Origin of the sequence: Mesorhizobium escarrei (assembly GCF_935825525.1) — a bacterium.
In the GTDB taxonomy this organism is placed as follows: Bacteria; Pseudomonadota; Alphaproteobacteria; order Rhizobiales; family Rhizobiaceae; genus Mesorhizobium; species Mesorhizobium escarrei.
On the sequence record NZ_CAKXZT010000168.1, the window covers coordinates 145,658 to 161,635 of the forward strand.

12 protein-coding genes are annotated in these 15,978 nt (G+C 63.5%); all 12 read left to right on the forward strand.

The genetic code is table 11. From position 1 onward, the window contains the following. The 12 genes from murG (at nucleotide 1) to NMG80_RS31680 (ending at nucleotide 15,811) form a co-directional block, all read left to right on the forward strand. Entirely contained in the window at nucleotides 1-1,128 is a 1,128-nt protein-coding gene (murG, locus tag NMG80_RS31625) for an undecaprenyldiphospho-muramoylpentapeptide beta-N-acetylglucosaminyltransferase (RefSeq protein ID WP_254021758.1), read from the forward strand. Continuing rightward, a complete protein-coding gene (gene murC, locus NMG80_RS31630) occupies nucleotides 1,125-2,531 on the forward strand; it encodes a UDP-N-acetylmuramate--L-alanine ligase (protein ID WP_254021759.1) in 1,407 nt (468 codons plus the stop codon). Before murG ends, murC begins: the two co-directional genes overlap by 4 nt. Next, the gene (gene murB / locus NMG80_RS31635; RefSeq protein ID WP_254021760.1) at nucleotides 2,528-3,493 is read left to right on the forward strand and encodes a UDP-N-acetylmuramate dehydrogenase; all 966 of its coding nucleotides are present in this window, start codon (nucleotides 2,528-2,530) and stop codon (nucleotides 3,491-3,493) included. The genes murC and murB overlap by 4 nt, the downstream gene beginning before the upstream one ends. 304 nt (nucleotides 3,494-3,797) lie before the next feature. After that, entirely contained in the window at nucleotides 3,798-4,724 is a 927-nt protein-coding gene (locus NMG80_RS31640; protein WP_254021761.1) for a D-alanine--D-alanine ligase, read from the forward strand. Then, nucleotides 4,712-5,653, forward strand: coding sequence for a cell division protein FtsQ/DivIB (locus NMG80_RS31645; RefSeq protein WP_254021762.1), 942 nt, complete (start codon nucleotides 4,712-4,714; stop codon nucleotides 5,651-5,653). The genes NMG80_RS31640 and NMG80_RS31645 overlap by 13 nt, the downstream gene beginning before the upstream one ends. Beyond that, on the forward strand, nucleotides 5,650-6,957 hold the full coding sequence (gene ftsA, locus NMG80_RS31650; RefSeq protein WP_254021763.1) for a cell division protein FtsA: 1,308 nt from the start codon (nucleotides 5,650-5,652) through the stop codon (nucleotides 6,955-6,957). Before NMG80_RS31645 ends, ftsA begins: the two co-directional genes overlap by 4 nt. Before the next feature lie 67 nt (nucleotides 6,958-7,024). Continuing rightward, complete coding sequence (ftsZ, locus tag NMG80_RS31655) at nucleotides 7,025-8,683, forward strand: cell division protein FtsZ (RefSeq protein WP_254021764.1); 1,659 nt, start codon at nucleotides 7,025-7,027, stop codon at nucleotides 8,681-8,683. A 273-nt stretch (nucleotides 8,684-8,956) separates the two neighbouring features. Next, nucleotides 8,957-9,904 (forward strand): UDP-3-O-acyl-N-acetylglucosamine deacetylase, encoded by a 948-nt coding sequence (lpxC, locus tag NMG80_RS31660; protein ID WP_254021765.1) that lies wholly within the window; start codon nucleotides 8,957-8,959, stop codon nucleotides 9,902-9,904. A gap of 215 nt (nucleotides 9,905-10,119) precedes the next feature. Beyond that, on the forward strand, nucleotides 10,120-10,989 hold the full coding sequence (locus NMG80_RS31665) for an outer membrane protein assembly factor BamD (RefSeq protein ID WP_254021766.1): 870 nt from the start codon (nucleotides 10,120-10,122) through the stop codon (nucleotides 10,987-10,989). 13 nt (nucleotides 10,990-11,002) lie between these two features. After that, nucleotides 11,003-12,673 (forward strand): DNA repair protein RecN, encoded by a 1,671-nt coding sequence (gene recN / locus NMG80_RS31670; RefSeq protein ID WP_254021767.1) that lies wholly within the window; start codon nucleotides 11,003-11,005, stop codon nucleotides 12,671-12,673. A 244-nt stretch (nucleotides 12,674-12,917) separates the two neighbouring features. Beyond that, a complete protein-coding gene (gene ligA, locus NMG80_RS31675) occupies nucleotides 12,918-15,122 on the forward strand; it encodes an NAD-dependent DNA ligase LigA (RefSeq protein WP_254021768.1) in 2,205 nt (734 codons plus the stop codon). After that, a complete protein-coding gene (locus tag NMG80_RS31680) occupies nucleotides 15,119-15,811 on the forward strand; it encodes a DUF2461 domain-containing protein (protein ID WP_254021769.1) in 693 nt (230 codons plus the stop codon). Before ligA ends, NMG80_RS31680 begins: the two co-directional genes overlap by 4 nt. The last annotated feature ends 167 nt before the right edge of the window (nucleotides 15,812-15,978 follow it).

Sequence of the window (15,978 nt, forward strand, 5' to 3'; positions counted from 1 at the left end):
ATGTCGAGGGGCGCGATCCTTCTGGCGGCCGGCGGCACGGGCGGGCATCTCTTCCCGGCCGAGGCGCTGGCGCACGAGCTGATCAGGCGCGGCTGGACGGTGCATCTGGCCACCGATGATCGTGCCGAGCGTTTTGCCGGCCAGTTCCCGGCCGCGGGCATCCATCCGATCCAGTCGGCGACCATCGGCTCTAAAAACCCCTTCGCCGTGCTCGCCGCCTTCTGGAAGATCTGGGGCGGGGTGCGGCAGGCATCGGCTGTGATCGGCCGGGTCAAGCCAGCCGTCGCGGTCGGTTTCGGCGGCTATCCGACGCTGCCGCCGCTCTATGCGGCGACGCGGCGCAAGGTGCCGACGCTGATCCACGAGCAGAACGCGGTGATGGGGCGCGCCAACCGGGCGCTCGCCGGCCGTGTCGATGCCATCGCCGGCGGGTTCTTGCCGGAAGATTCAAGCGCTGCAGGCGCCAAGACGGTGACGACCGGCAATCCGGTCAGGCCGCAAGTGCTGGAGGCGGCAAAGACGCCCTATGCGGCGTCGACCGGGGAGCAGCCGTTCCGCTTTCTGGTGTTCGGCGGCAGCCAGGGCGCACAGTTCTTTTCCGATGCGGTGCCGGCGGCGGTTCGACAGCTTTCCGATGCGCAACGCAAGCGGCTTGATATCACCCAGCAGGCGCGTGCCGACGACGTCGAGCGGGTGAAGGCGGCCTATGCCGCCCTTGGCGTCGAGGCTGAGGTGTCGCCCTTCTTCCCCGACATGGCGGCGCGCATGGCTGCGGCGCATCTGGTGATGTCGCGGTCCGGCGCATCGACCGTATCGGAAATCGCGGTGATCGGCCGGCCGGCGCTGCTGGTGCCGTATCCGCATGCGCTCGACCACGACCAGGCGGCCAATGGAGCGGCATTGGCCGCGGCAGGCGGCGCCGAAGTGCATCCGCAATCGACGCTTTCGTCCGAGCGCATCGCCGCGCTCGTCGGAGCCCTGATGGACGATCCGGAGCGGCTGACCACAATGGCAGCGGCGGCGAAATCGGCCGGAAAACCGGACGCGGCACGGTTGCTCGCCGATCTGACAGAGGCTATTGCGTCGAAGAAAAGCGTATCGGAATTCAGGAAGGAGACGCACGTATGAAGATGCCGCAGACGATCGGCCTCCTGCATTTCATCGGCATCGGCGGTATCGGCATGAGCGGCATCGCCGAGGTGCTGCATAATCTCGGCTACCAGGTGCAAGGGTCCGACCAGGCCGACAGCGCCAATGTGCAGCGGCTGCGCGACAAGGGCATCGAGTGCTTTGTCGGTCATCATGCCGACAATATCGGCGATGCCGAAGTGGTCGTCGTCTCGACGGCGATCAAGAAATCCAATCCCGAGCTGAAGGCCGCACGCGAGAAACTGCTTCCCATCGTCCGTCGCGCCGAGATGCTGGCCGAACTGATGCGCTTCCGGCAGGCGGTGGCCATCGGCGGCACGCATGGCAAGACGACAACGACCTCGATGGTGGCGACGCTGCTCGAAGCCGGCGGGCTCGATCCGACCGTGATCAATGGCGGCATCATCAATGCCTACGGCACCAACGCCCGCATGGGCGATGGCGAATGGATGGTGGTGGAGGCCGATGAGAGCGACGGCACGTTCCTGAAGCTGCCGGCCGAGATTGCCGTCGTCACCAACATCGATCCCGAACATCTCGACCATTACGGCTCCTTCGACAAGGTGCGGGAGGCCTTTCGCCAGTTCGTCGAGAACGTGCCGTTCTACGGCTTCGGCGTCATGTGCACCGACCATCCGGAGGTGCAGGCGCTGGTCAGCCGCATCGAGGACCGGCGCGTCATCACCTATGGCCAGAACGCACAGGCCGACGTGCGTTTCATCAATCACCACATGGATGGCCCGACCTCGGAGTTCGACGTGGTGATCCGCGACCGCAAGACCCGCGGCCAGTCGACGATATCAGGCCTGCGCCTGCCGATGCCCGGCCGGCACAACGTCGCCAATGCGACGGCGGCGATCGCCGTCGCGCATGAGCTCGGCCTTTCGGCCGAGGCGATCAGGAAGGGCCTGTCGTCGTTCGCCGGCGTCAAGCGGCGCTTTACGCGTACCGGTTCGTGGAACGGCATCGATGTGTTCGACGACTACGGCCACCATCCGGTCGAGATCACAGCGGTTCTGAAGGCGGCGCGCGATGCCACCCAGGGCCGCGTCATCGCCATTGCCCAGCCGCACCGCTTCACCCGGCTGCATGATCTGTTCGACGAGTTCTCGGTCTGCTTCAACGATGCCGACACGGTGATGGTGGCGCCGGTCTATGCGGCTGGCGAAGAGCCGATCGATGGAGTGACGTCCGAGGCATTGGTGTCGCGAATCCGCTCCGGCGGCCATCGCGACGCGCGCTACATCGAAGGCCCCGCGGCGATTGCGCCGGTTATCCGCGACCTGGCCAAACCAGGCGATTTCATCGTCTTCCTCGGCGCCGGCAACATCACGCAATGGGCCTACGCGCTGCCCAGGGAACTCGGCGGGACCGCCTCATGACGCGCGGTCAGGCGTTGATCGACAAGCTTGGCGGCCGGCTTGCCGGCCTGCGCGGTCGCATCACGCCGAATGCCGAGATGGACAAGATCACCTGGTTCCGCGCCGGCGGGCTGGCCGACGCACTGTTCCAGCCGGCCGACGAAGATGATCTCGCTGCGTTCCTGAGAGCAGTGCCCGAGGAGATACCGCTGACCACCGTCGGTATCGGCTCGAACCTGCTTGTCCGTGACGGCGGTATTGCGGGCTTCGTCATCCGGCTTTCGGCCAAGGGCTTTGGCGAAGCCGAAGTGATTGCGCCGACCACGATCAAGGCGGGCGCGGCCACGCCCGACAAACGCCTTGCCGCTGTCGCCTATCAGGCTGGTATAGGCGGCTTTGAGTTTTACCACGGCATTCCGGGCGCCATCGGCGGTGCGCTGAGGATGAATGCCGGCGCCAATGGCGTCGAGACGCGCGAGCGCGTTGTCGAGGTGCGGGCGCTCGACCGCAAGGGCAATGTGCATACGCTGAGCAACGCCGATATGGGCTACGCCTATCGCCATTCGGCAGCACCTGCCGGGCTGATCTTCACATCGGCCGTGTTCGAAGGCGTTTTGGCAGACAAGGCCGCGATCAAGGCGGCAATGGACGCCGTCCAGCACCATCGCGAGACCGTGCAGCCGATCCGCGAAAAGACCGGCGGCTCGACCTTCAAGAATCCGGAGGGCACCTCGGCCTGGAAGGAGATCGACAGAGCGGGCTGTCGGGGGCTGATGATCGGCGGCGCGCAGATGTCGCCGATGCATTGCAACTTCATGATCAACACGGGAACCGCGACCGGCTACGACCTTGAATATCTTGGCGAGACGGTGCGCACGCGCGTGCTCGAAAGGTCGGGCATCCGGCTGCATTGGGAAATCAAGCGCATCGGCAAATTCCGGCCGGGGCACGAGGTCCAGGAATTCCTCGGACAGTTGCTATAAGGACTCGACAACACAGTTTTCGCGGCCGTTTTTGCCGAAAGTGAATCTCGCGGAATCGTAAGGACTTGCCAGCGATTCAACTCTCTGATTCTCTGCCCTGAAGCGTTTCCTGATTTGAGTCGTTTTGACGCGTCACCAGCGTTTTTCCGTCAGGGGCAGCCTGCCGGGAGACTAGGGGACTCGATGTTGCAGAAATCATCAGAGCAGGGGCTGCTCCGAGCGTTCGAGTGTATGGCCCTTATCCGGGGCGTGTGAGATGCAGACCCGCCGTGAAAGGGCCCGCCGTGAGAGGGAATGACGGGAAATGAAAAGCAAGCACGTGGCCGTCCTCCTGGGTGGATTCTCGTCCGAGCGGCCCGTGTCCTTGTCTTCGGGGAAAGCCTGTGCTGATGCGCTCGAGACGGAAGGCTACCAGGTCACTCGCGTCGACGTCTCGCGCGATGTTGGATCGGTGCTGGCTGAGCTCAAGCCTGATGTTGCCTTCAATGCGCTGCATGGTCCTTTCGGCGAGGACGGCACCATCCAGGGCATCCTCGAATATCTTGCCATCCCCTACACCCATTCCGGCGTGCTCGCCTCGGCGCTTGCCATGAACAAGGAGCAAGCCAAGAAGATCGCCAGGTCTGTCGGCATTCCGGTCGCCGAATCGAAGGTGGTCAATCGCTTCGCCATCCAGAACAAGCACCCGATGAAGCCGCCCTACGTCGTCAAGCCGGTCAATGAGGGGTCGAGCTTCGGTGTCGTCATCGTGCACGAAGGGCAGTCGCATCCGTCGCAGGTCATCGGTTCGTCCGACTGGAAGTATGGCGATACCGTCATGGTGGAGCGCTATGTTCACGGGCGGGAGTTGACCTGCGCGGTGATGGGCGATGTGGCGCTCGGCGTCTGCGAGATCATCCCGACCGGCCATTCCTTCTACGACTATGATTCAAAATACGTCGCGGGCGGATCAAAACACGAATGCCCTGCAAAAATTTCACCGAATATTTACCAAAAAATACAGACACTGACGCTCAAGGCTCACCAAGCTATCGGCTGCCGGGGCGTTTCCCGATCGGACTTCCGTTATGATGATCGACACTCCGAGAACGGCGAAATTGTCTGGCTCGAGATCAACACTCAGCCGGGCATGACGCCGACATCCTTGGTGCCTGAAATCGCCGCGCAGTCGGGACACTCGTTCGGCGATTTGTTGAGTTGGATGGTGGAGGACGCTTCGTGTCTGCGTTGAGGTGGGGACAGGGCAAGGGGAAGGGCGCGGCTGGGCCGACGCTGTTCGGTGTGTCGTTGTCGTTCGACCATTTCGTGCTGCCGCGTCTGCTTCGCCGGCCGGCGCGCATGCTGGCGCGCCTGGGCGAGGGCGACTTCGAGGTGCCGCCGTTTTCCGCAGCCATGCTGTCGGCGGCGCTGCTCGTATCGGGCAGTGCCTATGGCGCCTATCTCGGCGGACATGTCGACGGTATCGTCCAGGGCATCACTGCCCGCACCGGCTTTGCCGTCGACCAGATCAAGGTCGTCGGCAACCGCGCAACCTCCGAGATCGATATTCTCGACAGGATGCAGCTTGATGGCTGGACGTCGCTGATCGGCTTCGATGCCGAAGCCGCGCGGGAACGCATCGCCACGCTGCCCTGGGTCGAGGTTGCGGCGGTGCGCAAGGTCTATCCGCACACGCTGGAGGTGCGCATCGAGGAGCGTGAGCCTTTTGCGCTCTGGCAGCAGGGCAGCGAGCTTTCCGTCATCGAGCGGTCCGGCGCCGTGATCGCGCCATTCTCCGGCGGCAAGCAGTCGCTGCTGCCCCTGATTGTGGGCACCGGCGCGCCGGCCAAGGCGCCGGATTTCCTGGCCAGGATCAAGAAATATCCAGAGTTTGCCGCACGGATCAAAGGCTATATCCGCATCGGCGAACGGCGTTGGGACCTGAAGCTGGAAAACGGCATCACGGTCAAGCTTCCCGAGGATGGCGAGGACCAGGCGATCGCCGATCTGGTCAGGATGGACCGAGAGAACGGGCTGCTGACGCGCGATATCGCCGGCGTCGACATGCGCCTTTCCGATCGCCTCGTCGTCCAGTTGACGCCGGAGGCGGCGACGCAGCGTCAGGCCGCGCTCAATGAAAAGCCGAAAATGCCGAAGCGCAAGCCGGAGACGAAGATATGAGCTGGCTTGGCGGCAACAGCGACGCCTCGTCGCGCCGGTCCGGCATCATGACGGTGCTGGATGTCGGCTCGAGCAAGGTCTGCTGCGTGGTGGCCAAGCTCAAGCCGCGCGAGGACGGCATGCTGCTGCGCGGGCGCTCGCATCGCATACAGGTGATCGGCATCGGCCACCAGAAATCGCAAGGCGTGAAATCGGGTGTCGTCATCGATCTCGACAGGGCCGAGCACGCCATCCGCCTTGCCGTCGACGCCGCCGAGCGCATGGCCGGGCTGACCGTTGATTCGCTGATCGTCAACATGACGGCCGGCCGGCTGAAGAGCGAAAGCTTCTCGGCAACCATCAACCTTGGCGGCCACGAGGCCGACGAGGCCGACATCAAGCGCGTGCTTGCCGCCGGCGCCAAGCAGGCGCTGCGGGCCGAGCGCGAGGTGATCCATTCGCTTCCTGTCGGCTTTTCGCTGGACGCCGAGCGCGGCGTGCGTGATCCGCGCGGCATGGTCGGCGACCAGCTCGGCGTCGACATGCACGTGCTGACGGGTGACGCGGCACCGTTGCGCAATCTGGAGCTTTGCATCAACCGTTCGCACCTGTCGGTCGAGCGCATGGTGGCGACGCCTTATGCCAGCGGGCTTGCCGCACTGGTCGACGACGAACTCGAGATGGGCGCAGCCTGCATCGACATGGGCGGCGGCACCACGACGATCTCGATGTTTTCGGAAGGCAAGTTCGTTCATGGCGACGCCATCGCCATCGGTGGCAACCACGTCACGCTGGACATGGCCAAGGGCCTGTCAACCTCGCTCGACGCCGCCGAGAGGCTGAAAGTGATGCATGGCTCGGCGCTGCCCGGCAGTGCCGACGACCGCGACCTGGTCTCGATACAGCCGATCGGCGAGGATGGCGAGGTGCCGCTTCAGATCCCGCGTTCGGTGATGACGCGCATCATCCGGGCGCGCATCGACGAGACGCTCGAACTGTTGCGCGACCGGCTGAACAGGTCCGGCTACGGCAACGCCGTAGGCAAGCGCGTCGTGCTGACCGGCGGCGCCAGCCAGCTTTCCGGCCTGCCCGAGGCAGCGCGCCGCATTCTCGGACGCAATGTGCGCATCGGCCGGCCGCTCGGTGTAGCGGGCCTGCCGGAGGCGGCCAAGGGGCCGGCTTTCTCGACGCCGGTCGGGCTTCTGATCTACCCGCAGATGGCGAATTTCGAGAGCCATCCGGCGAAAGGAATTTCTGGTCTCAGGATGACCGGAACAGGCGGAAAACTGCATCGAATGAGTCAGTGGTTGAGAGACAGTTTTTAAATTGACGGGGACAGCCCCATAGGCGGCCGCAGCGGCGAAGCGGCGGGAAAGGCAAAGGACGGAGACAATGACCATCAATCTGCAGAAGCCGGACATCACCGAGCTGAAGCCGCGTATCACCGTGTTCGGTGTCGGCGGCGGCGGCGGCAATGCCGTCAACAACATGATTACCGCTGGCTTGCGCGGCGTCGAATTCGTGGTGGCCAATACCGATGCGCAGGCGCTGACCATGTCCAAGGCGGATCGCCTGATCCAGCTCGGCGCGCATGTCACCGAGGGCCTGGGTGCGGGATCGCAACCGGAAGTCGGACGCGCCGCGGCGGAGGAATGCATCGACGAGATCGTCGATCATCTTTCCAACACCCATATGTGCTTCGTCACTGCCGGCATGGGTGGCGGCACCGGCACCGGGGCCGCCCCTGTCGTTGCGCGTGCCGCGCGTGAGAAGGGCATTCTCACCGTCGGCGTCGTCACCAAGCCGTTCCATTTCGAAGGCCAGCGCCGCATGAAGACGGCGGATCTGGGCATCGAGGAATTGCAGAAATGCGTTGATACCCTCATCGTCATCCCCAACCAGAACCTGTTCCGGCTGGCCAATGACAAGACGACCTTCGCCGACGCTTTCGCCATGGCCGACCAGGTGCTCTATTCCGGCGTCGCCTGCATCACCGACCTGATGGTCAAGGAAGGGCTGATCAACCTCGACTTCGCCGACGTCCGCTCGGTCATGCGCGAGATGGGCAAGGCGATGATGGGGACGGGCGAAGCTTCCGGCGAGGGTCGCGCCATGGCCGCCGCCGAAGCCGCGATCGCCAACCCGCTGCTCGACGAGACCTCGATGAAGGGCGCCAAGGGGCTGTTGATCTCGATCACCGGCGGCCGCGACCTGACCCTGTTCGAAGTCGACGAGGCGGCGACCCGAATTCGCGAGGAGGTCGACCAGGAAGCTAACATCATCCTGGGTGCGACGTTCGACGAGGATCTCGAAGGCGTCATCCGCGTCTCGGTGGTCGCTACCGGCATCGACAAATCGGCAGCAGAAATCGCTGCCGCGCCGATCGCCATCCGCACGGCTCCGCCAAAGCCGGTCAGCCGCCCGGCCGCTCCGGTCACGGAAAGCCGTCCGGCGCCTGTCCAGCAGGGAGGCTACGAGCCGCGCGCCGCCGATCCTGTAGCCGAGGCAATCCAGCTCGCCGAGGCGAATGCGGCGGCGATGGCGCGTCCCGCGCCGGCCTCCCAGGCGGAAGATTTCCGCCCGCAAAGCAAGATATTCCAGGCGCCGCCGGCCCAGCCGCAGCCGATGCTGCAGCCAATAGTTCAGCAAGCGATGCAGCCCGCGCCGCAGCGTGAAGTGCTTCAGCCGGCAGCGCCCCAGCGCATGCCGCGCGTCGAGGACTTTCCGCCGGTGGTGAAAGCCGAGGTGGAAGCCAAAAGCCGTCCGGCCGACCACGAGAACAGCGGACCGATGGGACTGCTCAAGCGCCTGACCAACGGCCTTACCCGCCGCGAAGAAGAGCCTGCACGGCTACAGCCGGCGCAGCCGCGCGAGCCGAAACTGCGCCAGGCGGCACCCGAAGTGCGCCGCCTTGCCAGCCAGGATCCGCAGCTTTACGCGCCACGCCGCGGCCAGTTGGACGACCAGGGCCGGCTGACGCCGCAGAGCAGGGCTGTCCAGGAGGACGATCAGCTGGAGATTCCGGCATTCCTGCGCCGCCAGGCCAACTGACCTGTTAACGGTCCGTAACAGTTGTTAACAGGCAGACAAGAAATTGTTTGCCTGTTAACGTCAAAAGTACTTGTAAAACAGGGAGTTGCGAGACCGTATCCGCTTCGGATTGCGGTTACAGAGAGTAAGAAACCGTGATTTGGAGACTTCCTGCCGGACCACTATCTTCGCCTCGATCAATTTCGGTTTGCTGGGATTCGGGGAAGTGGCCCTGCCTGCCGATTAAAGAGCCGCGCCCTTGGGCTAGTGAAGCGGACGAAGGCAGTATGGGCTATGGGGTTTGTTTTGCACGACCATCAGACGACACTTAAATCGCGTGCGACGCTGACCGGCACCGGCGTTCACAGCGGCAATTCCGTTACCGTCCATTTCCTGCCGGCAGACGCTGATACGGGTGTCGTGTTCCAGCTTTCGAATGGAAGCGAAGCCCGGGAATTCCGTGCGCTCGTCTCCGAGGTCGGCGCCACCGATCTCTGCACCATGCTCGGCGATCCGGCAGGCGAGCACATCGCCACCGTCGAACATCTGATGGCCACGGTTTTCGGGCTCGGCATCGACAATGTCGTCATCGAGATCGACGGCTGTGAGGTTCCGATCCTCGACGGCAGCGCCATGGCGTTCGTGGAGGCCATCGACCAGGCGGGCATCGATAAGCTGCCGGTCAAGCGTCGCTACATCCGGGTGGTCAAGCCGGTTCGCATCGAGAACGGTGCCTCCTGGGCGGAGTTCAGGCCCTATGACGGCACGCGCTTCGAAATCGAGATCGATTTCGAAAGCCCGGCGATCGGCCGTCAGCTCTTCGCATCCGACATGAACGCCGACATTTTTCGCCGCGATATCGCGCGGGCCCGTACCTTTGGTTTCATGAAGGACGTCGAGCGGCTGTGGGCAGCCGGCTATGCGCTCGGCTCCTCGCTGGAAAACTCCCTGGTGATCGGCGACGACAACCGCGTGATCAACATCGGAGGCTTGCGCTATCCCAACGAGTTCGTGCGCCACAAGACGATGGACGCCATGGGCGATCTGGCGCTGGCCGGCGCCCGGTTCATTGGCTGCTTCCGTTCCTATCGCGGCGGCCACAGGCTGAATGCGGCAGCGCTGCGCCGCCTTTTGTCGGACCGTTCGGCGTTCGAGATCGTCGAGACGACACGCCGCGAGCGCGGTCGCACCGTCGAAAAGAGCGCCGTCTATGCACCTGTCTACGCGCCCTGGATGATCTGATTCTTAACGTTTTTCGAGTTTTATGGCCGCCGGCCCGTGTTGCATGAATGCACCATCGGCCGGCGAAATCACGCAAGTGTGCGGGCTGCGTCAGGCTGCCACAAAAATGTGCGAATGGCCGGAGATAGCGTTGCCGGGCACGGCGATTATGGTTATGCCTGCTGCCCCAGGGCGAAATGTCGACTGAAATGACGCCGAAAGGGCGGAATCCAATCATGTTCTTCAAGCGAATTGGTCAATCGAAAGCGCCGCATCGGGCTGTTCTCCTGGCGCTTTCGATGGTTGTTCCATCGCTGTTCCTGTCGGCCTGCATGTCGTCCGAAAAGGATGTCGACCTGTCGACCTATGTCGAGCAGACCGAGCCGGCAGACGTTCTCTACAATCAGGGCCTCGCCAATCTGAATGCCGGGCGCCTGCAGGAGGCGAGCCGCAAATTCAGTGCAGTCGACCGCCAGCATCCCTATTCCGAATACGCCCGCAAATCGATGGTGATGGGCGCCTTTGCCGATTATCGCCAGGGCAACTATACCGAGGCGATCGGTTCGGCCAAGCGCTATCTCACGCTCTATCCGTCGACCGACGACGCTGCCTATGCCCAGTACATCATCGGGCTGAGCTACTACCGGCAAATCAGGGATGTCACCCAGGACCAGAAGGAAGCGCGTCAGACCGTGCAGACGATGCAGGATCTGGTGACGCGGTGGCCCGATTCCGAATATGTCGACGACGCCAAGGAAAAGATCCGCTTCGCCAACGACCAACTCGCCGGCAAGGAGATGCAGATCGGCCGCTATTATCTCGAGCGCCGTGAATACATCGCCGCCGTCAAGCGGTTCCGCGTCGTGGTGGAGACCTATTCCAACACGCGCCATGTCGAGGAAGCGCTCGCGCGCCTCACCGAAACCTATTACGCGATGGGGCTGACGTCGGAAGCGCAGACTGCCGCTGCGGTGCTCGGCACCAACTATCCCGACAGCGTGTGGTACAAGGATTCCTACAAGCTCCTGCAGACTGGTGGGCTCGAGCCGCGCGAGAATGCCGGGTCGTGGATCGCCAAGGCCGGGAAGCTGATCACCGGCGCCTGAGCGGCGCGCAACCATGCTTTCCAGACTGTCGATCCGCGATATCGTTCTGATCGAGAAGCTGGACATCGATTTCGCGTCCGGTCTTTCGGTGCTGACCGGCGAAACCGGCGCTGGAAAATCCATCCTGCTCGACGCGCTGTCGCTGGCGCTTGGTGCCCGCGGTGACGCCTCGCTGGTGCGGCATGGTGCGGCACAGGGCCAGGTCATCGCCGTGTTCGACGTGCCGCGCAACCATCCTGCCCGCATGCTGCTTGCCGACAACGCCATCGAGGACGATGGCGACATCATCCTGCGCCGCGTGCAGACGGCGGATGGCCGTACCCGCGTCTTCGTAAACGACCAGCCTTCCAGCGTGACACTGATGCGCGACGTCGGTCACGCGCTGGTCGAGATCCACGGCCAGCATGACGAGCGTGCGCTGGTAGATCCCGGCGCCCACCGCGAATTGCTCGACAGTTTTGGCGGTCATCTCGGCGCTGTGCGGGCGACCGGCGAGGCGTGGCGGTACTGGCGGGCCTGCGAACAGGAGCTTTCGCGACACCGCGCCAAGGTGGAAGCGGCGGCCCGTGAGGCCGACTATCTGCGCGCCGCGGTCGCCGAATTGACGAAGCTCGACCCCCAGCTCGGCGAGGAAGCCGACCTTGCCGAGCTGCGCGCCTCGATGATGCGGGCGGAAAAGATCGCCTCGGAAATCCACGATGCGCAAGATGTGCTCTCGGGCCCGTCCTCGCCTCTGCCGCAACTCGCCAGCCTGTTGCGGCGGCTGCAGCGCAAGGTGAGCGAGGCGCCCGGCCTGCTCGACGACGTGGTCAAATCGCTCGATGAGGCGATGCTGTCGCTCGACGCGGCGCAATCGGGCGTGGAAGCGGCACTTCGCGCCACCGAATACGATCCGCGGCGGCTGGAACAGGCCGAGGAGCGGCTGTTTTCGCTGCGCGCCGCCTCACGCAAGCACAGTGTTGCGGTCGACGATCTGGCGCAATTGCGCGACACGATGGTGGCCGACCTCGCCGATCTCGACGCCGGCGAGGAGCGCCTGCACGGGCTGGAAAAGCAAGCCGCCGCGGCGCGCGAGACCTATGACATTGCCGCGGCACAGCTTTCGTCGCTTCGCCATGCGGCGGCGGTCGGATTGACCAAGGCGGTGATGGCCGAACTGCCGGCGCTGAAGCTCGAACGGGCAGCCTTCATCGTCGAGATGGCAAGCGAGGCCGAGAGCCGCATGGAAGACGGCATCGATCAGGTCGAGTTCTGGGTGCGCACCAATCCCGGCACAAGGCCAGGCCCGATGATGAAAGTCGCCTCCGGTGGCGAACTTTCGCGGTTCCTGCTGGCGCTGAAGGTGGCGCTGGCCGACCGCGGCTCGGCGCCGACCCTGGTCTTCGATGAAATCGACACCGGCGTTGGCGGCGCGGTGGCGGACGCCATCGGCCAAAGGCTGGCGCGGCTGTCGAAGCGCGTGCAGGTGCTTTCCGTCACGCACGCACCACAAGTGGCGGCACGCGCGGCAACGCATTTCCTGATCTCCAAATCCGGCAGCGCCGATCGCGTCGCCACCGGCATCGCCGAGATGGACCGGGCGGCGCGCCAGGAAGAGATCGCGCGGATGCTTGCCGGGGCGACCATCACCGACGAGGCGCGTGCCGCGGCCGAGCGGCTGCTTCGCGAAAACACCGCGGCCTAAAGCGCATCGCATTTGAACGGATTCATGCGACGCGCTTTAGCTTGTTGTTTTTATGCATGTCGTTATCGCAAAACCGCTGCGCACTTTTGCGCGACATGCATTTGCGGAGCTCATGCTCGGCGTTGTGAATCGAGTCAGGATGTGGCTCCATCCCGCTGTTCAGGAATGATTTTCTGGTACCCGGTCTCTCCCTCATGGGAAAATCCTGTTCTATGGTGTCGCGCCACCGGGAAGGGAGCAATGCATGGCCGAAAAACCAGTTGATTCGCTCAGCGAAAGTGAAGCCGCAAGCGAGCTAAGGCGGCTGGCGGCGGAGCTCGCCGAGCACGACCGGCGCTACCATACCGAGGACGCACCGATTATAACGGACGCGGAATATGACGCGCTAACGCAGCGCAACCTTGCCATCGAACAGCGCTTCCCCGCTTTGGTGCTAGAGGATTCGCCATCGCGCCGAGTGGGCGCGCCACCGGCGGAAGGCTTTGCCAAGGTGCGCCATGCAGTGCCGATGCTCAGTCTTGCGAAGGCCTATACCGACCAAGATGTCACCGACTTCATCGAACGCGGCCGGCGCTTCTTTAACCGCGACAAGGATTTGGACATTGCGTTCACGGCTGAGCCGAAGATCGACGGGCTATCGGCTTCGCTGCGTTATGAAGGCGGTGTGTTCGTGCAGGGAGCAACGCGCGGTGACGGCGCCGTCGGGGAGGACATCACCGCCAATCTCAGGACAATCGCCGACATCCCCAAGCACCTGAAAGGCTCGGGCTGGCCTGATGTGATCGAGATACGGGGTGAGGTCTATATGACCTATGCGGAGTTCGAGGCTTTGAAGGAACGGTCGGCGGCGGTTGGCGGCCAGGACTATGTCAATCCGCGCAATACGGCGGCCGGATCCCTGCGTCAGAAGGATCCGTCCGTTACCGCCAGCCGCAACCTCAAGTTCTTGGCCTACGCCTGGGGCTATACGTCAGAGGATCCCGCTCCGACTCAATACGATTCAGTGCAAAAATTCGCTGAGTGGGGGTTCAAGATCAGTCCGCTGATGGTGCGGGCGAAGTCGGTCGACGAACTGGTCGCGCACTATCACCTGATCGAGGCCCAGCGCTCGTCGCTCGGCTACGACATCGACGGCGTCGTCTACAAGGTGGACCAGTTGGAATTGCAGCGCAGATGGGGTTTCGCCACTGGCGAACCACGCTGGGCCATCGCTCATAAATTTCCTGCCGAACAGGCAATGACGACCGTGCTCAGGATCGACATTCAGGTCGGCCGCACCGGCACTCTGGCGCCCGTTGCACGGCTTGCGCCCGTCACCGTTGGCGGCGTGGTGGTCGAAAATGTCACGCTGCACAATGAAGACTACATCAAGGGTCTGGACAGCAACGGCCAGCCAATCCGCGACGGCTGTGACGTGCGTATTGGCGACACAGTCGTCATCCAGCGGGCGGGCGACGTCATTCCGCAGATCGTCAGCATCGTTATCGACAAGCGCCCGGCTGATGCCGTGCCCTACGAATTCCCGCACACCTGTCCGATCTGCGGCTCACCCGCAACGCGCGAGATCAACGAAAAGACCGGCAAGGAAGATTCCCGCCGACGCTGCACCGGCGAACTGATCTGTCCCGCGCAGGCCGTGGAAGGATTGCGCCACTTCGTGTCACGTGGCGCCATGGATATCGAAGGCCTGGGCGCCGAAAACATAGACCTGTTCTTCAATGCGGGCTTGATCAAAACAGCCGCCGATATCTTTACTCTCAAGGATCGCCGTCCCGCCGTGACCAAGGCGCTGGCTGAGCGGCGCGAGGAGCAGGCCAGGCAGCGCGAGGCCGCATCGGGCAAGACGCGCAAGAATGTGCGTGGTGTCGAGGAACGCAACTACGAAGGTCTCGACAAGCTGTTCGCCGCCATCGACGCTCGCCGCGAACCGGAACTCGATCGTTTTATTTTTGCGCTGGGTATCCGCCATATCGGCGAAACCACGGCCGCTGTACTTGCCCGAACCTTCTCAACCATTGAGGAGTTGATCCGCATCGGCAAGGAGACTGCGGCGGCGGCCGATCCACACACGGTTTTTCCATCGATCAATGGCATCGGCGACACGGTGATAGGCGCGCTTCGCGATTTCTTCGGCAATGAACGCAACGACGACGTGCTTGAAGCCTTGCTCGCGCAGGTCCACCCGAAGCCGTACATTGTGAACGTCTCAGCCGGCAGCGCGGTCGCCGGCAAGACGATCGTGTTTACAGGCACGCTGGAAAAGATGACACGCCCCGAGGCCAAGGCGATGGCTGAACGTCTCGGCGCGAAGGTCGCCGGCTCAGTCTCTGCGACGACCGATCTCGTGGTGGCAGGCCCAGGCGCCGGTTCCAAGCTGAAAGATGCGACCAAATTCGGCATCGAAGTGATCGATGAGGATGCGTGGTTGGCGCGGATCGGCAAGGCGTGACGGTGGCATTTAGCGGTTTCGGCCAAAAGGCCATTCCCTTCCTCAAAGCGCTCGATTTTCATCAGAGCCGGGAGTGGTTTCTGGAAAACCGCGACCTCTTCGAAGGCGAGCTGCGCGACCCCTTCGGCGATCTGGTCGAAACGCTCTCCGAGCGCTTCGCGGCGGTAGGGCTGGGTTTGCGCGGCGATCGCAAGAAGTCGTTGTTCCGGATCAATCGCGACGTGCGTTTCGCCAGGGACAAGCGGCCCTACAACCGGCATCTGTCGGCAATCCTCTCGCCTGACGGCACCAAGATGGAACAGGGCGTGTTCTTCGTCCATATCGGGCTTGAGCGCTGCTTTGCCGGCGTTGCCTGGTGGCAGCCCGGGCCGCCGCTGTTGCTGGCGATGCGCAACGCCATCGCGACGCGGCCGGGAGAATTCCGGGCGCTGATCAAGGCGCTGAAGCAAAACCGTCTCGAACTCGATGCGGAAGGCTGCATGAAGCGAGCGCCACGCGGCTTCGAGCATGTCACGGAGGCCGATCTCGCGGCGGCCATCCGCAACCGGCATTTCGCTGTCCGGCACGAAATCGACCCTGCGGGAATCCATGGGCCGGCATTGGTCGACGAGCTTGTCGATTTCGCCTTGCGGGCAAAACCGCTGCTCGACTGGGGCAGGGCGATCGAAGCCAAGGTCCCGGTGGACTGAACACCTGGCCGAATGCACACGCCTGAACCTGCGACGACGGATCATTTCCGCTGATCGTTGGCTCAAGCGAATTGGTGTGACAAGGCTGACGGCGCTCCCTACATACGCTCTTTCCCCCGCATCGGCCGGAAAATCGGGATCGATTTTCGGATGGCCCGACGCGTGGA